The sequence below is a fragment of the Paracoccus pacificus genome, from assembly GCF_042680785.1.
Taxonomy (GTDB): domain Bacteria; phylum Pseudomonadota; class Alphaproteobacteria; order Rhodobacterales; family Rhodobacteraceae; genus Paracoccus; species Paracoccus pacificus.
Genome location: NZ_JBHUEN010000010.1, coordinates 18,795 through 40,162 on the forward strand (window position 1 = coordinate 18,795; position 21,368 = coordinate 40,162).

Sequence of the window (21,368 nt, forward strand, 5' to 3'; positions counted from 1 at the left end):
CCCCGGCGACGGATCACGGCTTGACTTCGCCCCGCGATAGGGGCGGTTATGCCGGGTCAAAGGCTGTAGGACGGGGCAGGATATGGTGGCGCAGAACACGGTAGCGCAGGAAACCTCGACCGCGCGGATGCTGGCGCTTCTGATGGTGACCGGCGGGTTGCTGGCGGTGACGCTGATCTTCGCCAAGCTCGCCTCGGACGCGGGCATCCCGATGCTGTGGTATCAGGCGGTGGTGACCGGGATCGCGGGCGCCGTGCAACTGGGCATCGCGGCGCTGACTGGGCAGATCCGGGGCGACGCCCGCCATCTGACGCTGTATGCCGCCGGCGCCGGTGCGTTTCAGGCCACGCCCTCGGGCATGGCATATCTGGCCATCGGCCATGTCGGCGCCGGCTATGTCTCGCTGAGCTTCGCCTTTCCGATCCTGCTGACCTGGGTCATTGCCCGGCTTCTGGGGATGGAGCGGCCCTCGACCACCCGGCTGATCGCGGTGCTGCTGGGTCTGGGCGGGGGTATCCTGCTGGCGGTCGCGAAGTTCAGCGGCGCGCCGGGCGGCACCCGGGCCTGGATTCTGGTCGCCACCCTGATCCCGGTGGTGCTGGCGATGGGCAACATCTATCGCAGCCGGTTCTGGCCGCATGGCGCGCCGGCGGTGCTGCTGGCGGGGATGATGCTGGTCGCCTGCGCGGGCTGGAGCGCCATTGCGGCCTATGCGTCCGAGGGGCCGATGCCGGTCGCGATCTTCACCGACCGGCTGTGGCTTTTGCTGACGCTGGGCAATGCGGCCACCTTCGCGGTCCAGTTCGTCACCTATTTCATGCTGCAACGCGCCGGAGGGCCGGTGGCGCTGTCGCTGATCGGCTCGGTCGCGGGTGTCATCGGCGCGGCGGTCGCGATCTCGTGGTTCGGCGAGACGATGCCGGTCACCACCCCGGTCGCCGCGGTGATGATCGCCATCGGCATCGCGCTGATGCTGCGCTCGCAAAAGGCGGCCGTGGTCTGATCGGCGGTCGGGCGGGCGGTCCGGCCGCAAGTCGGGCCCTCAGTCGCGGTCGTCGCAGGGATCCTTGGGCCAGCCGTCGATGATCGCGATCGCCTCGTCGGCGGTCTCGACATAGCGGAACAGGCTCAGATCCTCGGGCGAGATGGTGCCGGCCTCGGACAGCGCCTGCCAGTTGATCATCGTCTCCCAGAATTCTCTGCCGAACAGCAGGAAGGGGATCGGGCGCATCCGTTCGGTCTGGATCAGGGTCAGCGTCTCGAACATCTCGTCCAGCGTGCCGAAGCCGCCCGGAAAGATGCAGATCGCCCGCGCGCGCATCAGGAAATGCATCTTGCGGATGGCGAAATAGTGAAAGTTGAAGCACAGATCGGGCGTCACATAGCGGTTCGGCGCCTGTTCGTGCGGCAGGACGATGGACAGGCCGATCGACTGGCCGCCGGCATCATCGGCGCCGCGGTTGCCGGCCTCCATCACGCCCGGGCCGCCGCCGGTGCAGACCACGTTCTCGCGCCCATAGCTTTGCAGGCTGCGTTCGGTCATCAGGCGGGCGAATTTGCGCGCCTCGGTGTAATAGCGCGACAAGCCGGCCAGCGTGGGCGTGCGCGCCTTGTCGGCGTGGTCGGGATCGGGGATGCGTGCGCCGCCGAACAGCACCACGGTCGATTCGATGCCGCGCTCGTCAAGGATCATCTGCGGTTTCAGCAGTTCCAGTTGAAACCGGACCGGGCGCAGTTCGGGCCGCAGCAGAAAATCGGTATCCGCAAAGGCCAGCCGGTACGAGGGCGCGCGGGTCTGTGGTGTGGAACGATCCTCGGCGGCGGTTTCTGCGTCTTTCTTGCTGTCACGCAACGGATCGTTTCGTTCGGCTTCGTCCATCCTGCCCCTCATCAGATCGGGGGTCCTACGGATTGCGCCCCCTGTTGCCCCCGCTTATAGCCTGTTTACGACAGTTTCCACCCGAACGCGAGGAACCGCCATGACCGCCACGACCCACGCCGATCTGGAATCCGCCATCAACGCCGCCTGGGAAGATCGCGATTCGATCACCCCCGCGACCAGCGGACCGAAGCTCGAGGCGATCAAGGAGACGCTGGACGCGCTGGACAGCGGCAAGTTGCGGGTGGCCGAACGCGGCGCGGACGGCGCTTGGCACGTCAACCAATGGGCGAAAAAGGCGGTCCTGCTGGGCTTTCGCGTCACGGAAATGGAGATGCAGTCGGGCAGCCCGCAAGGCGCGTCGTGGTGGGATAAGGTCGATAACAAGTTCAAGGGCTGGTCGGAACACGACTGGCGCGCCGCCGGGTTCCGCGCCGTGCCGAACGCGGTCGTCCGCCGCTCGGCCCATATCGGCAAGGGCGTGGTGCTGATGCCGAGCTTCGTCAACGTCGGCGCCTTCGTGGACGAGGGCACCATGGTCGACACCTGGGCCACGGTCGGTTCCTGCGCCCAGATCGGCAAGAACGTGCACCTGTCGGGCGGCGTCGGCATCGGTGGCGTGCTGGAGCCGATGCAGGCCGGTCCGACCATCATCGAGGACGGCTGTTTCATCGGCGCCCGGTCCGAGGTGGTCGAGGGCTGCATCGTCCGCGAAGGCTCGGTCCTTGGCATGGGCGTGTTCATCGGCAAATCCACGAAGATCGTCGACCGCGAGACGGGCGAGGTCATGTATGGCGAGGTGCCCGCCGGTTCGGTCGTCGTCGCAGGCTCGATGCCGTCCAAGAACGGCATCAACCTTTATTGCGCGGTGATCGTGAAGCGGGTGGATGCGCAGACCCGCTCGAAAACCTCGATCAACGATCTGCTGCGCGACTAAGCTGCGTGGGCGCCGGTCCCGAACCGCGGCGGCGGATCAGGCAATCACGATCTGCCCGTCGCGGATGGCCAGCGGAATTTCATCCAGGCATTCGTCGGTCGGGCCGCCCAGACAGGCACCGGTGCCGGCGTCGAATATCGCCTGATGCGAAGAGCAGATCAGCCGCGCGCCATCCGCCGACAGGATGTTCGGCCCCTTGTAATCCAGCGGCAGGAATTGGTGCGGGCAGGCGTTGACGAACGCGCGCAGGCCGGCCGCGCCCTTGACCAGCAGGATCGGAAAGCCGTCCAGCACCAGCGTGTGCACGCCCGTGACGGCATCGCGAGCGCCAAGCGCGGTCCCCCGCGCCGGGGCGCGGGGATAGTCCTGCCAGCTCATGCCGCCGGTTCGGCCGCGTCCGAGGGTTTCAGCACGCCCCGGCGGATCTGGTCCTCCTCGATCGATTCGAACAATGCGGTGAAATTGCCGTTGCCGAAACCGTCGTCGCCCTTGCGCTGGATGAATTCAAAGAAGATCGGGCCGATCACAGTTTTCGAGAAGATCTGCAGCAGCACCCGGGTCTCGCCGCCGCCGACCACGCCCTCGCCGTCGATCAGGATGCCGTGGCGCTTCATCCGGTCCAGCGGCTCCTCGTGGTTCTTCACCCGGCGGCGCGACATCTCATAATAGGTGTCGGGGGGTGCCGGCATGAACTCAAGGCCGTTGGCGGCGATGGCGTCGGTCGCGGCATAGATGTCTTCGGTCGCGATGGCGATGTGCTGGATGCCCTCGCCCTTGTATTCGCGCAGATATTCCTCGATCTGGCTGTGGTCGTCGGCGGATTCGTTGATCGGGATGCGGATCTTGCCGTCGGGGCTGGTCAGCGCCCGGCTGGTCAGCCCGGTCTGCTTGCCCTTGATGTCGAAATACTTGATCTCGCGGAAATTGAAGGTGTCGGCGTAAAAGCGATACCAGGTGTCCATGTTGCCGCGAATGACATTATGGGTCAGGTGGTCGAGGTAATAGAAGCCGACGCCTTCCGGTTTCGGGTCGACCTCGCCCAGCCAGTCGTATTCGCCGGACCAGGCGCTGCCCGCGTCGCCGTATTTGTCGATGAAGTAAAGCAGGCTGCCGCCGATGCCGATGACGGCGGGGAAATCCAGAACCTTGCCCGGGCCGGTGTATTCGGTGGCGCCAAGCTCGACCGCGCGTTTCAGCGCGTGGCGGGCGTCGACCACGCGCCAGCCCATCGCGGGCGCGCACGGACCGTGGTCGGCGATGAAGCGGCTGGCGTGGCTGTCGGGCTGATTGTTCAGGACATAGTTGACGTTGCCCTGACGATACAGCGTCACGTCCTTCGATGTGTGACGCGCGACCGGGACAAAGCCCATCTGACGGAACAGCTTGTCCAGAACCTCGGGCCGGGGATGGGCGAATTCGACGAATTCAAACCCGTCGGTGCCGGCCGGGTTGGCGGCGCTGATCGTGGCTTTCGGGGCATTATGCGGGAACGGGCCCATGACATGTTCCTTTGCTCGGGTGCATTTGCGCGGATTATAGCGCGGAACGCTTGCACAAGGCGTGCGAGTTCGTGCAGTTTCGATTATCGTAATGCACGATTTACGCATGTTTTATGAATACTTCTGGAATTTCATGTATGGACAGCTTTGACCGTGCAATCCTGACCGCCCTGCAGCAGAACGGCGCCATGACCAATGCCGAGCTGTCGCAGCGGGTCCATCTTTCGCCCTCGCAATGTTCGCGTCGGCGGGCGGCGCTGGAGAAAGCCGGGGTGATCCGGGGCTATGCGGCGCTCCTGGACCCCGCCGCGCTGGGTTTTGGGGTGCGGGCCTTCGCACGGGTCAACCTGCGCGACCACGGCCAGCAGAACGAGGGCAATTTCGCCGCCTTCGTCGGGCGCTTGCCGCAGGTCAGGGCGGCGCATTCGGTGTCGGGCGATGCGGATTATATCCTTGATTTGCATGTCGAGGATCTGGGCGCATTGGCGGCATTCATCCACGATCACCTGCTGCCGCACCCACAGGTGGCGCAGGTCCGGTCCGAGATCGTGCTGAAGACGATGAAGGATGATGGCGGCCTGCCGCTGGCGGCGGTGGCGGCCTGTCAGCCGTAGTTCTGCCACAACAGCCGCAGCGCCAGTGCGACCGAGGTCAGGACCAGCAGCGGCCGGATCACCCGGGCCCCGACGCGCATGGCCAGCCGGGCGCCCAGCATCGCCCCCGCCGTCTGCGCCACCGCCATGACCAGACCCAGCCCCCAGACCGGCGCACCCGTGGCCGCAAAGATCACCAGCCCGCCGAAATTCGAGGCGAGGTTCAGCAGCTTTGAATGCGCCGTCGCCTTCAGAAGACCGTAACCTGCCAGCGAGACGAAGCCGAGCATATAGAACGACCCGGCGCCGGGGCCGAAGAAGCCGTCATAAAACCCGACCAGCGGCACGATGGTGGCCGAGAATACCGCCGGGCTGATGCGCCGCTGTCCATCGACATCGCCAAGCCCGCGTTTGAACGCGAAATATCCAGCGATCGCGATCAGGATCCACGGCAGGACGCCCCGCAACCATTCACTCGGCAGATAGGAAATCAGGATCGCGCCGGCGACCCCGCCGCCGAACGCCAGCAACGCGGCCGGCAATTGTCGCCGCAGGTCGACATGGCCCGCCTTGGCATAGCTATAGGCCGCGCTTGAAGCGCCGAAAACGGCTTGCACCTTGTTGATTGAGATCGCCTCGAGCGGTGAAAGCCCGGCCAGCATCAGCGCCGGTATGGTGATCAGGCCGCCCCCGCCCGCGATGCTGTCGATGATCCCGGCGAAAAACGCCGCCCCGATCAACAGAATAACAAAGGTCAGGGAAATCTCGAACACCTGTCCTCCGGCGGCACGGGCGCTTTTGGCGTCATGCCGGTTGTTTGCCCGGTGACGCGCATGATTGTAAAGGATGAAGCAGGGGGGCAAGATGATCCCGCCGGGTGACGAAAGCGGAACGGAAGGATAACGGCGATGGGTTTGGCCGAACGTTTGGGGCTTGCGGTGCCGTTGGTGCAGGCGCCGATGGCCGGGGTGGCGACACCGGAACTGGCGGCGGCGGCATCGAATGCCGGTGCCTTGGGCGGGCTTGGCCTTGCCGCGATGAGCCCGGCGCAGGCGGCCGAGGCGATGGCCGCCACCCGGGCCCTGACAGATCGGCCCTTTGGCGTGAACCTGTTCTGTCACCGCCCCGCCCGCCGCGACCCGGCGCGCGAGGCAGCATGGCTGGAACTCATGCGCCCGGCTTTCGAGGCCGCCGACGCGCCGGTGCCGACCGGCATGGCCGAAATCTATATCCCGTTCCCCGGCAACGACGAAATGCAGGCGGTGATCGAGGCCGCGAACCCGGCGGTGGTCAGCTTTCATTTCGGCTTGCCGCAGCCCGATCAACTGGACCGGCTGCGGGCCATGGGGGCGGTGCTGCTTGGTTCGGCCACCAGCCTGGCCGAGGCGCGGGCGATCAGGGACGCCGGCCTTGACGGGATCGTCGCCCAAGGGTGGGAGGCCGGCGGCCATCGCGGCATGTTCGACCCCGACGGCCCGGACGAGCGGCTGTCGACCCGCGCGCTGCTGGAATTGTTGCTGCCCGTCGGTCTGCCGGTGATCGCGGCGGGCGGCATCATGACGGCCGAGGACGTGCGCCGGATGCTGGATCACGGGGCCGATCTTGTGCAATGCGGCACCGCCTTTCTGCGCTGTCCCGAATCGGCGACGCAGCCCAGCCACAAGGCGCTGATGTCGACGGGCCGGACGGTCATGACCCGCTCGATCTCGGGCCGGCCGGCGCGGTCGCTGGAAAACCGGCTGACCGCGCTGCCCAGCGATCTGGCGCCCGATTATCCGCTGCCCTACGATCCGGCCAAGGCGCTGATGGCGGCGGCCAGAAAGGCGGGGATCGCCGGATATAATGCGGATTGGGCCGGAACCGGCGCCGCGCAGGCGGTCGAGGAACCGGCGGCGCAGGTCGTGGCCCGGCTGACCGAGGGGCTGCGCTGATCGCAACGGTGCCGGCCGGTCGGTCTATTGACCCCCGGCCGGTTTGCCGATCATTTCGGCCACGCTGTCGCGCAGGGATTTGAGATCCTCGATCGTCGCGTCCAATTCGGCGCGCTGCTGGTTCAGAACCCCAAGCTGCCGGTTGGCAAGCTGTATCCAGACCTGATTCTGCTCGCTGGTGCCTTTCTCGCTATAGATCATCAGCCATTGACGGATTTCTTCAAGACTGAAGCCAAAGCGCCGGCCGCGCAGGATCAGCGTCATCCGCGCAACCTCGCGCGGGCCGTAAAACCGCGCGCGGCCAACCTTAATCGGGCTGAGCAATTCGATATATTCGTAATAGCGCAAGGTCCGGGGCGTCACGTCGAAACGCTCGCACATCTCTTTGAATGTGAGCTGATTTTCGGGCATGCGCGGCGATACCTCCCCCATTTCTTGCTGCTTATGATAAGAAAAGCTTGCGCGAACTACAACGACCGCTTGCCCGGCTGTTGGGGCGGCCGGACGCGCGGTCAGGGTTGTGCAGGTGATGGCGGCTGGACTATTCGACAGGAAAGCAAAAGCGAATGGCGGACATGATTTCACCCGAGGACCACGAAAGCGTCAAAGGCGGCGATGACGCGACCAGGAATCAGATTGCGCGGCAGTTCATCAACGCGATTCCGCATGCGCGCGCGCTGCAACTGGAGTTGGGCGACCTTGGTCATGGCGTGGCCGAAATCAGCATGCCGTGGAGCGAAAATCTGGTGGGTGATCCGCGCACCGGCGTGATCCATGGCGGCGCGGTGTCAGCGCTGATGGATACCTGCTGCGGCGCCGCGGTGATGAGCCACCCGAGCCAGCCGATCAGCACCGCCACCATAGACCTGCGGATCGACTATATGCGCGCGGCCAAGCCGGGCCAGCGGATCGTGGCGCGCGCGGTCTGTTACCACGTCACCCGCTCGGTCGCCTTTGTGCGGGCGACGGCGATGGACGATGATACCCAGAACCCGGTGGCCACCGCGACCGGCACATTCACACTTGAATCGGCGGCGCGATGATGGACCGGAACGAGCCGCTGGCGCAGATCAAATCCCGCCGTGACGGGGCCTTGGGCGCATTGATGACCGGCGTGCCCTATATCAGTTGGCTGGGCATCACGATGGAACGCCGGGGCGATGAGCTGACCGCGATACTGCCCTATTCCGAGAAGCTGATCGGCAACCCGATGCTGCCCGCGATCCACGGCGGCGTGACGGCTGCGTTTCTGGAGGTGACGGCGATCATCAAACTGTCGTGGTCGGCGATGTGGGCCGATCTGGAAGAGGGGCGGATCAGCCCGTCGCCCGGTGATCCCGAAAGCCTGCCGCGTCTGCCGAAGACCATTGATTTCACCGTGGATTACCTGCGATCCGGGCTGCCGCGCGATGCCTATGCACGGGCGCGCGTGGTCCGCCTGGGCCGGCGCTTCGCCAGCGTTCAGGTCGAGGCGTGGCAGGATAATCGCGACAGATTGCTTGCGCAGGCGACCGGGCATTTCCTGATGCCGCCGCCGGGCAGCGGTGACTGAACCGCTGCCCACCGCGCCGCAGCCCGAGCTGCCCACCGCGCCGCAGCCCGCGCCGGCAGGCGCGGCGGACCGGCCCGTCACCTCGGGCCGGGTGCTGCGGATCGCGCTGCCCATCGTGCTGTCGAATGCGACCGTGCCGATCCTCGGGCTGGTCGATACCGGCGTCATCGGACAGATGGGGCAGGCGGCGCCGATCGGTGCGGTCGGGATCGGGGCGATCCTTCTGTCCACGATCTATTGGATCTTCGGCTTTCTGCGCATGGGCACCTCGGGGCTGGTGGCGCAGGCCAAGGGCGCGGGCGACCCGGCCGAGGGTGGTGCGCATCTGACCCGCGCGCTGACGATTGCCGGGCTTGCCGGGCTGATCATCATCCTGTTGCAGATCCCTGTCTTCTGGATGGCCTTCCGGCTTTCCCCGGCGACGCCCGAGGTCGAGGCGCTGGCCCGGCAATATCTTCTGATCCGCGTCTGGGGGGCGCCCGCGACGATCGCGCTTTATGCCGTCACCGGCTGGCTGATCGCCGAGGAGCGCACGGTCGGTGTCCTGCTTATTCAGGTGCTGATGAACGGGCTGAACGTCGCGCTGGATTTCTGGTTCGTGCTGGGCCTTGGCTGGGGGGTGCAAGGGGTGGCGACGGCCTCGCTGATCGCCGAATGGTCGGGGCTGGCGCTGGGCCTGTGTCTTGCCCGGCACGCAATCGCGCTGGCGCTGAGGCAGCGGCTGGCCGATCTGTTTGCCGCCGTGAAACTGCGATACTTCGCCCGGGTGAACGGCGATATCCTGATACGCACCGCGCTGCTGCAGCTGTGCTTTCTGAGCTTCCTGTTCCTTGGCGCCGGACAGGGGGACGTGACCCTTGCGGCCAACCACGTGCTTTTGCAGCTTCTAAGCGTGACCGCCTATGCGCTGGACGGCTTCGCCTTCGCCGCCGAAACGCTGGTCGGTCAGGCGATGGGTGCGCGGCGTCCCGACCGGCTGCGCCGCGCCGCCATCGTGACCAGCCAATGGGGCGCGGCGGGGGCCTTGCTGCTGGCGGCGGTGTTCTGGATCGGCGGGCCGGCGTTCATCGACATCCTGACCACATCCGAACCGGTCCGGCACGCCGCCCGCGACTATCTGCCGTGGCTGGTCGCGGCGCCGGTGATCGGGGTCGCAAGCTGGATGTATGACGGCATTTTCATCGGCGCCATGCTGACCCGGGAAATGCGTCAGGCGATGATCCTGTCGACGGCGATCTATGCCCTGTCGCTGATCGTTCTGCTGCCGCTATTCGGCAATTCCGGGCTATGGGCCGCGCTGATGGTCCTGAACATCATGCGCGGCGTCACCCTGGCACTGTTGTATCCGCGCGCCGAGGCTAGGGCCGCGACCGCAGCAACCCCATGATCGCCTTGGTTTCCTCGACGATGGGATGGGCGATGGCGTCGGCGCGCATGGCCCCGTCCCCCAGAATGCGGTCGATCTCGGCCGGGTCGGCCAGATATTCCTGCATCCGCCTGGTGATCGGGCCAAGGGTTGCGACCGCGACCTCGGACAGCGCCGGCTTGAAGGCGCCGAAGCCCTGACCCTCGAACCGGGCCAGAACGGCATCCGGCGTCTCATCCGTCAGCGCGGCATAGATGTTGACGAGGTTCCGCGCCTCGGGGCGGGCGGCAAGATCGGACATCCGGCCGGGCAGGGGCTCGGCATCGGTGCGGGCCTTGCGGATCTTCTGGGAGATGGCATCCGCGTCGTCGGTCAGGTTGATGCGGCTGGCGTCCGAGGGGTCGGATTTCGACATCTTCTTCGACCCGTCGCGCAGGCTCATCACCCGGGTCGCGGCGCCCTCGATCAGCGGCTCTGGCGACGGGAAGAATTCGGTGCCGTAATCGTGGTTGAACTTGGCGGCGATGTCGCGGGTCAGCTCGACATGCTGCTTTTGATCCTCGCCGACCGGAACCAATGTTCCGTGATAGGCCAGAATGTCGGCGGCCATCAGCGCCGGATAGGCGTAAAGCCCAAGGCTGACGTTTTCGCTGTTCTTGCCGGCCTTGTCCTTGAACTGGGTCATCCGGTTCATCCAGCCCAGCCGCGCGACCGTGTTGAACAGCCAGGCGAGCTCGGCATGGGCCGGAACCTGGCTTTGGTTGAACAGGATCGACTGTTTCGGATCGACGCCCGCCGCCATGAAGGCCGCCGCCGCCTCGCGCGTGCGGTCGGCCAGCAGCGCCGGATCCTGCCAGACCGTCAGCGCGTGCAGATCGACCAGGCAATAGATCGTTTCGGGGCCGGTCCCCTGAAAAGCCGCAAAGCGTTTCAGCGCACCCAGATAATTGCCCAGCGTCAGACCGCCCGAGGGCTGGATGCCGGAAAAAACGCGGGGTTTGTGGGCGTTGGCCATCGGATCATGCTCTCGGGCTTTTCAAATGATGCGGCTTGGCTTACCCCTTGGCCGGCGCGGGTGCAACCGCCCAACCCAACGGAGAATGTGATGCGCCCCGGTTTCGACCAATCCCCCGTCAACCCGCTGCCGCCGGTGGTATGGGTGCTGATCCTGCCGATCGCCGCGACCGAGATCCTGTTCGCGCTTGGCGGCGTGGGTTTCGTGGGCGGGCAAAGCGGGATCGGTCTGCGCTCGAACGCGATCAACTGGGCGTTCTTCTCGCCCGAGTTTCTGGTGCGGATGTGGCAGACCGGTGATCTGAACCCGGATTATCTGCGGCGGCTGGTGACCTATCCTTTCGTCCATCTCAGCGCCCTGAATGCGCTGTTCGTGGGCGTGTTCACGCTGGCGCTGGGCAAGATGGTGGCCGAGTATTTCAAACCCGCGGCGGTTCTGGTGCTGTTTTTCGGCTCGGCCATCGGGGCGGCGCTGATCTATACGCTGTTCGCGCTGCTGGTGCCGGTGCGGATCAGCCCGCTGGTCGGCGGCTATCCGGCGGTCTACGGCTTCGTCGGAGCCTTCACCTTCATCCTGTGGACCCGGCTGGGCATGGAAAACGCCAATCGCATGCGGGCCTTTACCCTGATCGGCATGCTGCTGCTGTTCCAGTTGGTTTTCGGGGTGGTGTTCGGCAATTCGGATTATGTCTGGGTCGCCGAAATCGCCGGTTTCTGCGTCGGCTTCGCGCTCTGCTTCGTGCTGGTTCCCGGCGGCATCGCCAGAGTATTGAGGGAATTGCGGCGGCGCTGACCGCCGCCCCCCAACCCGCCCCCCCGACCGCCGCCCCCACCCCGGGTTCAGGCACCTAGCGTTTCCGCCGGACCGTGGCTTTCAGTTCCGTCACGGTGAACGCGCCTGTCAACAGGATGGCGGCCGCATAGACCGCGATCCCGCCGGCGATCAGCACCGCCAGCGCCAGATAGCGTTTGCCCGGCAAATGCAGGCTGTCGCCCAGAAACGCCGTCATCCCGATCAACGCCGCACCCATGATCAGCGCCGAGATCAGGATGCGGGGCGCGCGGCGTTTCAGCCGGTCGTCGAATTGCGTCGCCGCGCCCATCGACCGGCTGCCCCACCATAGCTGACCGGCCATCGTCCAGCCGGCGATGGTGGTGCCAAGGGCGGCGGCGCTGAACCCGATCAACGGCGCAAGGCCGATGGCCGCGATTGCGTTCACCACCATCGCATGGACGGCATAGCGGAACGGCGTGCGCGTATCCTCGCGGGCGAAATACAGCGGTTGCAGCACCTTTTGCATCACGAATGCGGGCAGGCCGATCCCGTAGATCGCCAGCACCAGCGCCGTCGGCGTGATATCCGCGGCGCCGAAATCGCCGCGCCCGAACAGGACCGAGATCAGCGGCGTCGCGATGACGATCAGCGCGATCGCGGCGGGAACGGTCAGGAACAGCGCGAACTCGGTCGCGCGGTTATAGGCGTGGCGTCCGCCCAGATCGTCGCCCGCCTTCAGCCGGCGCGAGATGTCGGGCAGCAGCACGATCCCGATCGCGATGCCAAAGACCCCGAGCGGAAGCTGATACAGCCGGTCGGCATAGGTCAGCCAGCCGATCGCGCCGTCGAAAAAGCTGGCCACCTGCCGGCCGACCAGCAGATTGACCTGCACCACGCCGCCGGCCAGAACCGCCGGCCCGGCGATGATCAGCAGCCGGCGGATGTCGGGGGTCAGGCGCGGGCGGCGCAGGCGCAGCGGAAAGCCCATCTTCGCCGCCGCGATCCAGACCATCGCCAGTTGCGCGATCCCGGCAACCGGCATCGACCATGACATCGCAAGCCCCATGTCCCAGCCGAACCAATCCGCCATCAGCATCGCGATGATCAGCACAAGGTTCATCAGGATCGGCGCGGCGGCGGCGGCGAAAAAGCGATGACCGGCATTCAGCAGGCCGGACAACAACGCGGTCAGCGAGATGAAGAAGATATAGGGAAAGCAGATCCTGCCATACAGCGTCGCAAGCTGGAACCGCTCATCCCCGCGAAAGCCCGCCGCCATGGCCAGCACCAGCCAGGGCATGACCACCATGGCGATGGCCGAGACCAGAAACACCGTCGCGGCCAGACCGGACATGGCGTCCTCGGCGAACCCGCGAGGGTCATCGCCGGATTCCAGCTTTTTGGCGAACAGCGGCACGAAGGCGGTGTTGAAGGCGCCCTCGGCGAAAAAGCGGCGAAACATGTTCGGCAGGGACGAGGCGACGAAATAGGCCTCGGCCACCGGTCCGGCGCCCAGAAATGCCGCGATCATCATGTCGCGGATGAAACCCACCATCCGGCTGCCCAAGGTCCAGCCGCCCACGGTCACGAAACCGCGCATCAGTCTGACGGGTTTCACCGGCCGGCCCTTTCGGCACCCTCGGTTATCGCCTGACGCAGCTTTCGCTCCAGCGCCTCGCGGCGACCCGGTTGGTGCAGTTTCAATCCGAACATGTCCTTGACATAGAAAGTATCGACCACCTGCGCGCCGAATGTGGCAATCACCGCGCTGTGGATCTGGATGTGGTTGGCCGCCAGCGTCCGGGTCAGGTCGTAAAGCAGCCCGGGGCGGTCGCGGGTGTCGACCTCGACGATGGTGTAGATGTCCGAGCCATCGTTGTCGAATAGGATATGGGTCGGAAAGCGGAACTCGCGTTCGCGCTTCTTGACCTTGTCGCGGCTGGCCAGCGCCTCGCGCGCGACGATATCGCCCTTCAGCGTCTTGCTGATCATCTCGCGCAGGCGGGGCAGGCGTTCCAGCGAATAGGGGTGGCCGTCGCTGTCCTGTATCCAGAACACGGCCGTCGCGAATCCGTCCTTCGAGGTATAGGTACGCGCATCCACCACGTTTGCCCCGACCAGTGCCAGCGCGCCGGCAAGCCGCGAGAAGATGCCCGGATGGTCCGCCAGCGCGAAAGCCGCGCGGGTCGCATCGCGTTCGGCATCGGGATGAAGGTCGATCTTGATCTCGTCTTCGCGGATGTTACGCAGCAGATCGGCGAATACCGCGTGGGTTTCGGTCGCAAGCCCTTGCCAATAGGCGGCATAATGGCGCCCCAGTTCGGTGCGCAGGTCGCGCGGCTCCCACGCGCCTTCGACATTCAGGAAATGGCGCAGGCTGCGTTTCGCCTCGTCCTCGCGCTTCTCGCGGTTCAGCGCCTCCATCCCGCCTTCCAGCACGCGCGAGGTTTCGTCATGCAGACGGCGCAGCAGCATGGCCTTCCAGTTGTTCCACGTCCCCGGCCCGACGCCGCGAATGTCGCAGACGGTCAGCACGGTCAGCAGGTCCAGCCGCTTCTTGTTTTTCACCGTTTTGGCGAAATCGCGCAGGGTCCGCGGGTCCGAGATGTCGCGCTTTTGCGCCACGTCCGACATCAGAAGATGATTGCGCACCAGCCATTCGACGGTATCCACCTCATCGGCGTTCAGGCCCAGCCGGGGTGCGACCTTGCGGGCGATCTGGGCACCGAGGATCGAGTGATCCTCGGGCCGCCCCTTGCCGATGTCATGCATCAACAGCGCGACATATATAACCCGCCGGTTTAGTCCGGCCTTGATGATCGCGGTGGACAGCGGCAGGTCGTTTATGGCCTCGCCGCGCTCGATCTCGGCCAGCGCGGCGATGGTCTGGATGGTATGCTCGTCGACCGTATAATGGTGATAGACGTTGAACTGCATCATCGCCACGATCGGCTCGAACTCGGGGATATAGGCCCCGAGCACGCCAAGCTCGTTCATCCGGCGCAGCACCCGTTCGGGATTGCCGTATTTCAGCAGCATGTCCAGAAAGATCCGCCCCGCCTCGGGATCGGCGCGGATCTTGTCGGTGAACAGGTCCAGATTGGCGGCGACAAGCCGCATGGCGTCGGGATGGATCGACATGCCGACCCGCAGCGATTCGTGGAACAGCCGCAGCAGGTTCAGAGGATCGGCCAGAAACGCGGCCTCGTCCGCCACGGCAAGACGCCCCGAGTCGTCGGTGAACGGTGCGGGCAGCGCGCGGCGGCGGCGGAACAGGCGGCGGAACACCGGCGGCTTGTGCAGGTGCTGGGCCTCCAGCGCGGTCAGAAACACCCGCGTCAGGTCGCCCACGCGGGTGGCATGGCGGAAATAATCCTGCATGAAATATTCGACGGCGCGACGCCCGGCGGTATCCTCATAACCCATGCGGCGCGCCACCTCGACCTGCATGTCGAAGGTAAGCTGATCCATCGGTCGCCCGGTAATCAGATGCAGGTGGCAACGGACCGCCCACAGGAAATCCTCGGCCTGCCAAAAGGCCCGATGTTCGTCGCGGGAAAAGAAGCCAAGGTCGATCAACTCGACGGCGCGGTCGACGCGATAGATGTATTTGGCGATCCAGTAGAGGGTTTGCAGATCGCGCAGGCCCCCCTTGCCCTCTTTCACATTCGGCTCCAGCACATAGCGCTGACCGCCCTGCCGTTCGTGGCGGGCGTCACGCTCGGCCATCTTGGCCTCGATGAACTCGGCGTGGGTCGAGGCGAACATGGACTGAAGGTTGTCGCGCAGGTCATCCGCGACCGTGGCGCTGCCGGCCACGACCCGATGTTCCAGAAGCGAGGTGCGAATGGTCATGTCCTGCCGCCCAAGCCGCAGGCAATCCTCGATCGAGCGGGCGGCGTGGCCGACCTTCAGATTCAGGTCCCACAGCATGTAAAGCATCGATTCGATGACGCTTTCGGCCCATGGCGTGATCTTCCACGGCGTCACGAACAACAGGTCGACGTCCGAGCGCGGCGCCATCTCGGCCCGGCCATAGCCGCCGACGGCCATGACCGCCAGACGTTCGGCGTCGGTCGGATTGGGCCGGCGGTGCAGATAGGTGGTGGCGACGTGCCAGACCGTGGTGACCAGCCGGTCGGTCAGCGCGGCGATGGCGCGCACGGTTTCGCGCGCGGCGCGCGGATGGGTGGCAAAACCGCTTTCGATATCCTCCATCGCGGCGCTGCGGGCGGCGGCAAGACGGGCGACGGTATGGGCGCGGATGTCGCGCGCTTCGGTCAACCCGGCCAGCTCGGCATCCAGCGTGGATTCGAACTGCTCCTGGTCGAATACAGAATGCGCCCCGGGCAATGCCGGGGCGCTTTGCGCGATGGGTTGTCTGGTCGGCGCGGGCAAGATCAGAAGCCTGCCCCGCTGAACCGGCGCGGCGCGGGATCAATCACCACGACCTGACCGCCGCGGATCGTGGCGACGGCCAGACCGCGTTGGTTGGTGCCGTCGCGGTTCAGCCGGAACGTGCCGTTGACGCCGGCAAAGCCCGAGCCCGTGGTCAGCCCGGCGGTGGTCAGCGCATTGGCCTTGCCCGCCCGGACAAGGGCCGCGATCGCCGAAACGCCGTCATAGGCGAGGCTGCCCAGATCATGCGGGGTTTCGCCATATGCGGCGCGATAGCGGCTGTCGAACTGACCTTTCAGCGCCATGTCGGGAATCGCGAACCAGCCGCCCTGAACCCCCGGCAGTTGCAGCCGCGCCGCCGGAATATCCCACCGCGTCAGCCCCATCATCTGGGTCACGCTGGAATTGACCCCGGCGCCGTTCAGCTTTCCGGTCAGATAGGGCAGCACCTGCTGCTGGTTGGCGGTCAGGAACAGCGCGTCGACCCGGCCGCTTCTGGCGGCATCGGCCACGCCGGGCACGACGCTGTCGATGCCGGCTTGCGAGACCGGATGCTTGATCTCACCCGCCAGCGACGCGCCATTGCGCGAGATCGCGGTACGGATCGCGCCGGCGCCGATCTGGCCCGGAATGTCGTCCTCGGCCACGATCATGATGCGCCGCTTGCCCTGCCGGACCCCGTATGAGACCAGCCGGTCGGCCACGTTCGAGAAGGTGTTGCCCAGAATGAAGACGTTGCCGCCAGCGATGTCGGGGTTGTTCGAGAAGGCCAGCACGTTCACGTTGCGCGCGGCCACGGCGCTGCCGGCGGCATTGGCCGAATCGGCATGAAGCGGGCCAAGGATGATCTTCGCACCCTCGTCGACCGCCTTGTTCGCGGTTGATGCGGCGGAAGCCGCGTCAAGCCCGACCTCGTAGACGCGAAGGTCGATCTGGGCGCCCTGCGCGTCGGCGGCGGCCATCTTGGCCGAATTCACCAGCGAGCGGGAAAGCCATGACATTTCAGAGCTTCCGGCACCGGCCGGCACCAGAAGCGCGACCGGGACCGGCTGCCGCGGGTCGATCATCTGTCCGGTATTCGGGCCCGAAACGCCCGCCACGCCCATCGGACCGCAGGCGGCAAGCCAAAGCGTCGTTAGGATTGCGCCGACCCGCAGAACCGGGCGCGGCGATATTCGGCTCATGATTTTCATTTGTTAACTTCCCTCGTTTGCTGGCAATCGAACGCGGTAGGCAGTCTGCGCTAGGCACGGTATGCAGATATCGGCAGGTTGTAAACGGAAGCGGACAGTATGCGACAGAAGCCCGGAAACGCCGATCGGCAGGACCCCGCCGCGCCTCGCGATTTCATGGCCGAGGCGGCGCCGCTGCGTGCCGGCATCGAGGCCGCGCGCCTTGATCCGGGGCTGTATCTGGTGGCGACGCCGATCGGGGCGGCGCGTGACATTACCCTGCGTGCGCTCGATACGCTGAATTCCGCCGACATCCTTGCGGCCGAAGATACCCGGACGATGCGGCATCTGATGGATATCCACGGCATTCCCCTGCGGGGGCGCCGGATTCTGGCCTATCATGACCATAATGCCGACCGCCATGGCCCGGCCATGCTGGCGGCGATAGGGGGTGGAAAGTCGGTGGCCTATGCGTCGGACGCGGGCACGCCCCTGGTCTCGGACCCGGGTTATCGGCTGGGTCGGGACGCGATCGACGCCGGTCTGGCGGTCCATGCCGTTCCGGGCGCCTCGGCGATGCTGGCGGGGCTGACGGTCAGCGGCCTGCCCAGCGACCGCTTTCTGTTCGCCGGCTTTCCGCCGACCCCGCTGGGACAGCGGCGGAGCTGGCTTGAGAAATGGTCACAGGTCGATGCGACGCTGATTTTCTTCGAATCGCCAAGGCGCGTTAAGCAAACATTAGAACTGTTGTGCGAAACCGGCGCTGATGGACGTAACGTGGCGGTGGGCAGGGAACTGACCAAGCGATTCGAGGAAGTGTTCCGGGGGACGGTGGCGCAGGTGTCGGATGCCATCCCCGACGGGGGCATAAAAGGTGAGGTTGTCGTGATTCTGGACCGCGCCGGGGAAGCCGAACCCGACCCGGACCGGGTCCGGAAGGAATTGCAGGAGGCCGTGAAAACCATGACCAAACGCGATGCCGCCGCAGCGGTCGCGCAAAAGCTCGGCCTTCCGCGGCGGGAGGTCTACCAGATTGCCCTGCAACTCGGGGAGGGATGATGGCAGATCGTGGATATTACGCAGGCATGGGTCGCGGGACAGTCGCTGTCGCGGCGCGATCGGTCAGCGCACGGCAGGTTGCCGGGGTGGCCGCATTCGCCAACGGTCAGAACGCCGAGTTGCGTGTGGCCGAACGCTACGAACAGCAGGGCTATGAAATTCTGGCCCGGCGCTGGCGCGGCAAGGCCGGGGAGATCGACCTTATCGCCCGGCATGACGGTGATTTCATCTTCATCGAGGTGAAACGGGCCGATACCCGCGACATGGCGGCCGAACGGCTGAGCCGTCGGCAGATGGACCGTATCTGTCTGGCGGCATGCGAATTTTGCGCCACCCAGCCGATGGGACAAGCGGCGGGAATGCGGTTTGATGCAGCCCTCGTCGATGGGTCGGGCATGATCGACATTATCGAAAACGCTTTCGGCGGCCATTGACTGGGGGTCATTGACCGGTCGTCATTGATCGGGGGCGGTTGCATTCAATGTCTCAACGCGACATGACTGGCGCGATCAACTGGGGATCGCCGGAATGAGCCTTTACGTCGCCTTGCAAATGGATCCGATCGAACACGTCTCGATCTCGGCCGACAGTACCTTCCGCATCGGTATCGAGGCAGAGCTGCGGGGTCATCGGCTGTTTCAATATACCGCCGACCAGCTGATTTTCGACGAAGGTCGGGTGCTGGCGCATGGCAGGAAGATCACCCTGCGGCGCGAACAGGGCAATCACGTCACATTCGGCGATTGGGAAACCGTCGAATTGGGCGATTTCGACGTCATCTGGTTGCGGCAGGACCCGCCTTTCGACATGGGCTATGTCACCTCGACCCATCTTCTGGATCGGGTGCGCGAGCAAGTTCTGGTCGTGAATGATCCGTTCTGGGTGCGGAACTCGCCCGAGAAACTGATGGTGCTGGATTTTCCCGAACTCACGCCGCCGACGATGATCGCCCGCGACAAAGCCGCGATTCAGGCCTTCCGCAAGCGCCACGGCGACATCATCGTCAAGCCGCTTTACGGCAATGGCGGTGCCGGGGTGTTCCATTTGCGGCCCGAGGATCCGAACCTTTCGGCGCTGCTGGAACTGTTCGGCGGCATGAACCGCGAGCCGGTGATCGCCCAGAAATATCTGCCTGCCGTGGTCAAGGGCGACAAGCGCATCATTCTTGTCGATGGCGAAGCGGTCGGGGCGATCAACCGGGTTCCGGCGGCGGGCGAAGCGCGGTCGAACATGCATGTCGGCGGCCGTCCGGAAAAGATCGGCCTGACCCCGCGTGAGCTGGAGATCTGTGCGGCCATCGGTCCGGTGCTGAAGGAAAAGGGTTTGCTGTTTACCGGGATCGACGTGATCGACGGCTGGCTGACCGAGATCAACGTGACCTCGCCGACCGGCATTCAGGAACTCGAACGGTTCGACGGCGTCAACGCGGCCGCGCTGATCTGGCAGGCGATCGAGGCGCGGCACAAAGCGCGGAACAGGGCGCGCGTCTGACGGCGCGCCCCGGGGCCGTCCGATCGCGCCCGCCCGTTAACCATTTCTCAATGATCTGGGCTTAGCCATTCGGGCAACGGGTCCGGGGGTCAGATGGTCGCAGTTGCCTATACGGTCGCATTCGAAGGCGTGGAGGCGCGGCTGGTCGAGGTGCAATGTGCCGTATCCGCCGGGCTGCCGTCGTTCTCGGTCGTCGGGCTTCCCGACAAGGCCGTCTCCGAAGCGCGAGAGCGGATCCGGGCGGCTTTCGCCTCGCTGGCGATTGCGATGCCCTCGCGCCGGGTGACGGTCAACCTTTCGCCGGCCGACATGCCCAAGGAGGGCAGCCATTTCGATCTGCCGATCGCGCTGGCGATTCTGGCGGCGATCGACGTCATTCCCCGCGACAAGCTGGAACAGGTGATCTCGCTCGGCGAACTCGCCCTGGATGGGCGGCTGGTGGCGGTCGGCGGGGCGTTGCCGGCGGCGATGACGGCTGCCGCGACGGACCGCCTGCTGATCTGCCCGAAAGCTTCGGGTGCCGAAGCGGCGTGGCTTGAATCCGTCACCGTCCATGCGGCGCCGGCGCTGCGGCAGGCGGTCGAGCATCTGACCGGGCGGGTCCCGCTGCCGGCGGCCGTGGCCGGTGAGATCCGCAATGGCCACGACCGCGGCGATCTGCGCGACATAAAGGGCCAGGAAAGCCTGAAACGCGCGGTCGAGATTGCAGCGGCCGGGCGGCATCACATGCTGATGGTCGGACCGCCCGGGGCGGGCAAGTCAATGATCGTCGCCCGTCTGCCCGGGCTGTTGCCGCCGCTTACCCCGATCGAGGCGCTGGAGACCTCGATGATCCATTCGCTTGCCGGAACGCTGGGCGAGGGCGGAATCTCGCGCGACGCGCCATTCCGCGAGCCGCATCACACCGCCTCGATGGCGGCCATCGTGGGCGGCGGGCGCGGCGCAAAGCCGGGCGAGATCAGCCTTGCCCATAATGGTGTCCTGTTCATGGACGAGTTCCCCGAATTTCCCCGTGCCGTGCTGGAAACGCTGCGGCAGCCGGTCGAAACCGGCGAGGTGGTGGTGGCGCGCGCCAATGCGCATATCCGCTATCCCTGCCGGTTCCTTCTGATTGCGGCGGCTAACCCGTGCCGCTGCGGGCAACTCGCCGATCCGTCGCGATGCTGCGCCCGCGCCCCGGTCTGTGGCGAGGATTACATGCGGCGCATCTCTGGCCCGCTGATGGATCGCTTCGACCTGCGGATCGAGGTTCCGGCGGTTTCCGTCGATGACCTGGCGTTGCCGCCGTCAAGCGAGGGTTCGGCCGAAGTCGCCCGCCGCATCGCCGATGCCCGCGCGCTGCAGCTTACCCGTTATGACGGGCATGCGTCGGTACGGGTGAATGCGGACCTGAGCGGCGCGGCGCTTGAAGAAGTCGCAGGGCCGGATCGCGAGGGGCAGGACCTGATCCGTCGCGCCTCGGACCGGCTTGGGCTGACGGCGCGGGGCTATCACCGCATACTGCGCACCGCCCGCACCATTGCCGATCTGGCCCAATCGGCGACCGTGCGCGCGCCGCATGTGGCCGAAGCCATCAGCTATCGTCTGGCTTTCGCGCGCGGTGTCTAGGCGGTGACTAGGCGGTGTCTGGGCTGAACTCCGGGGCGGTTTGACCCGGTGTTATTGCCGAATCCGGCCCTTCCGCCTATATGCCAAACACATT

At 65.6% G+C, this 21,368-nt stretch carries 21 protein-coding genes; 12 read left to right on the forward strand and 9 right to left on the reverse strand.

Going from position 1 to position 21,368, the window contains the following annotated elements:
- Positions 1-82 precede the first annotated feature (82 nt).
- The gene (locus ACFSCT_RS03820; protein WP_379140219.1) at positions 83-1,003 is read left to right on the forward strand and encodes a hypothetical protein; all 921 of its coding nucleotides are present in this window, start codon (positions 83-85) and stop codon (positions 1,001-1,003) included.
- A 39-nt stretch (positions 1,004-1,042) separates the two neighbouring features.
- Here ACFSCT_RS03820 and ACFSCT_RS03825 read toward each other — a convergent pair whose 3' ends face one another.
- Positions 1,043-1,879: an LOG family protein gene (locus tag ACFSCT_RS03825; protein ID WP_379140220.1), complete on the reverse strand. Its 837-nt coding sequence runs from the start codon at positions 1,877-1,879 to the stop codon at positions 1,043-1,045.
- 100 nt (positions 1,880-1,979) lie between these two features.
- Here ACFSCT_RS03825 and dapD point away from each other — a divergent pair, with 100 nt between their 5' ends.
- Entirely contained in the window at positions 1,980-2,816 is an 837-nt protein-coding gene (dapD, locus tag ACFSCT_RS03830) for a 2,3,4,5-tetrahydropyridine-2,6-dicarboxylate N-succinyltransferase (protein WP_379140222.1), read from the forward strand.
- Positions 2,817-2,852: 36 nt separating this feature from the next.
- On the opposite strand, the gene ACFSCT_RS03835 is transcribed toward dapD, so the two are convergent.
- Positions 2,853-3,194: a Rieske (2Fe-2S) protein gene (locus ACFSCT_RS03835; RefSeq protein ID WP_379140224.1), complete on the reverse strand. Its 342-nt coding sequence runs from the start codon at positions 3,192-3,194 to the stop codon at positions 2,853-2,855.
- Complete coding sequence (gene hppD / locus ACFSCT_RS03840; RefSeq protein WP_379140226.1) at positions 3,191-4,315, reverse strand: 4-hydroxyphenylpyruvate dioxygenase; 1,125 nt, start codon at positions 4,313-4,315, stop codon at positions 3,191-3,193. The genes ACFSCT_RS03835 and hppD overlap by 4 nt, the downstream gene beginning before the upstream one ends.
- A 137-nt stretch (positions 4,316-4,452) precedes the next feature.
- Here hppD and ACFSCT_RS03845 point away from each other — a divergent pair, with 137 nt between their 5' ends.
- Positions 4,453-4,929: an Lrp/AsnC family transcriptional regulator gene (locus ACFSCT_RS03845; RefSeq protein ID WP_379140227.1), complete on the forward strand. Its 477-nt coding sequence runs from the start codon at positions 4,453-4,455 to the stop codon at positions 4,927-4,929.
- Here ACFSCT_RS03845 and ACFSCT_RS03850 read toward each other — a convergent pair.
- Entirely contained in the window at positions 4,920-5,681 is a 762-nt protein-coding gene (locus ACFSCT_RS03850; RefSeq protein WP_379140229.1) for a TSUP family transporter, read from the reverse strand. The genes ACFSCT_RS03845 and ACFSCT_RS03850 overlap by 10 nt on opposite strands.
- A 135-nt stretch (positions 5,682-5,816) precedes the next feature.
- Here ACFSCT_RS03850 and ACFSCT_RS03855 point away from each other — a divergent pair, with 135 nt between their 5' ends.
- A complete protein-coding gene (locus tag ACFSCT_RS03855; RefSeq protein ID WP_379140230.1) occupies positions 5,817-6,839 on the forward strand; it encodes an NAD(P)H-dependent flavin oxidoreductase in 1,023 nt (340 codons plus the stop codon).
- 24 nt (positions 6,840-6,863) lie between these two features.
- Here ACFSCT_RS03855 and ACFSCT_RS03860 read toward each other — a convergent pair whose 3' ends face one another.
- Positions 6,864-7,250, reverse strand: a complete 387-nt coding sequence (locus ACFSCT_RS03860; protein WP_379140232.1) for a MerR family transcriptional regulator — start codon at positions 7,248-7,250, stop codon at positions 6,864-6,866.
- 164 nt (positions 7,251-7,414) lie between these two features.
- Between ACFSCT_RS03860 and ACFSCT_RS03865 the strand changes: the two genes are divergently transcribed.
- Genes ACFSCT_RS03865 through ACFSCT_RS03875 form a run of 3 tightly spaced genes read left to right on the forward strand, consistent with a single transcriptional unit; the run spans position 7,415 to position 9,778 of the window.
- Positions 7,415-7,882, forward strand: coding sequence for a PaaI family thioesterase (locus ACFSCT_RS03865; RefSeq protein ID WP_379140366.1), 468 nt, complete (start codon positions 7,415-7,417; stop codon positions 7,880-7,882).
- Positions 7,879-8,391 (forward strand): PaaI family thioesterase, encoded by a 513-nt coding sequence (locus ACFSCT_RS03870; protein WP_379140234.1) that lies wholly within the window; start codon positions 7,879-7,881, stop codon positions 8,389-8,391. Before ACFSCT_RS03865 ends, ACFSCT_RS03870 begins: the two co-directional genes overlap by 4 nt.
- Positions 8,392-8,419: 28 nt before the next feature.
- Positions 8,420-9,778: an MATE family efflux transporter gene (locus ACFSCT_RS03875; protein WP_379140367.1), complete on the forward strand. Its 1,359-nt coding sequence runs from the start codon at positions 8,420-8,422 to the stop codon at positions 9,776-9,778.
- Here the strand turns inward: ACFSCT_RS03875 and trpS are convergent.
- Positions 9,750-10,772, reverse strand: a complete 1,023-nt coding sequence (trpS, locus tag ACFSCT_RS03880; RefSeq protein ID WP_379140235.1) for a tryptophan--tRNA ligase — start codon at positions 10,770-10,772, stop codon at positions 9,750-9,752. The two genes, ACFSCT_RS03875 and trpS, sit on opposite strands and share 29 nt — an antisense overlap.
- Before the next feature lie 90 nt (positions 10,773-10,862).
- Here trpS and ACFSCT_RS03885 point away from each other — a divergent pair, with 90 nt between their 5' ends.
- Positions 10,863-11,564 (forward strand): rhomboid family intramembrane serine protease, encoded by a 702-nt coding sequence (locus ACFSCT_RS03885; RefSeq protein WP_379140237.1) that lies wholly within the window; start codon positions 10,863-10,865, stop codon positions 11,562-11,564.
- A gap of 55 nt (positions 11,565-11,619) precedes the next feature.
- On the opposite strand, the gene murJ is transcribed toward ACFSCT_RS03885, so the two are convergent.
- From murJ to ACFSCT_RS03900, 3 genes are read right to left on the reverse strand one after another with little or no spacing between them, the layout of a single operon-like run.
- Positions 11,620-13,164 (reverse strand): murein biosynthesis integral membrane protein MurJ, encoded by a 1,545-nt coding sequence (gene murJ, locus ACFSCT_RS03890; protein ID WP_379140239.1) that lies wholly within the window; start codon positions 13,162-13,164, stop codon positions 11,620-11,622.
- The gene (locus ACFSCT_RS03895; protein ID WP_379140241.1) at positions 13,161-15,944 is read right to left on the reverse strand and encodes a [protein-PII] uridylyltransferase; all 2,784 of its coding nucleotides are present in this window, start codon (positions 15,942-15,944) and stop codon (positions 13,161-13,163) included. Before ACFSCT_RS03895 ends, murJ begins: the two co-directional genes overlap by 4 nt.
- 2 nt (positions 15,945-15,946) lie before the next feature.
- On the reverse strand, positions 15,947-17,128 hold the full coding sequence (locus ACFSCT_RS03900; protein WP_379140242.1) for a penicillin-binding protein activator: 1,182 nt from the start codon (positions 17,126-17,128) through the stop codon (positions 15,947-15,949).
- Between the two features lie 165 nt (positions 17,129-17,293).
- Between ACFSCT_RS03900 and rsmI the strand changes: the two genes are divergently transcribed.
- The 4 genes from rsmI to ACFSCT_RS03920 all read left to right on the forward strand — a co-directional run bounded on the left by rsmI (position 17,294) and on the right by ACFSCT_RS03920 (position 21,274).
- A complete protein-coding gene (gene rsmI, locus ACFSCT_RS03905) occupies positions 17,294-18,175 on the forward strand; it encodes a 16S rRNA (cytidine(1402)-2'-O)-methyltransferase (RefSeq protein ID WP_379140368.1) in 882 nt (293 codons plus the stop codon).
- 26 nt (positions 18,176-18,201) lie between these two features.
- Complete coding sequence (locus tag ACFSCT_RS03910; protein ID WP_379140370.1) at positions 18,202-18,609, forward strand: YraN family protein; 408 nt, start codon at positions 18,202-18,204, stop codon at positions 18,607-18,609.
- Positions 18,610-18,703: 94 nt separating this feature from the next.
- Positions 18,704-19,666, forward strand: coding sequence for a glutathione synthase (gene gshB / locus ACFSCT_RS03915; protein ID WP_379140243.1), 963 nt, complete (start codon positions 18,704-18,706; stop codon positions 19,664-19,666).
- Positions 19,667-19,759: 93 nt separating this feature from the next.
- Entirely contained in the window at positions 19,760-21,274 is a 1,515-nt protein-coding gene (locus ACFSCT_RS03920; protein WP_379140245.1) for a YifB family Mg chelatase-like AAA ATPase, read from the forward strand.
- Positions 21,275-21,368 lie beyond the last annotated feature (94 nt).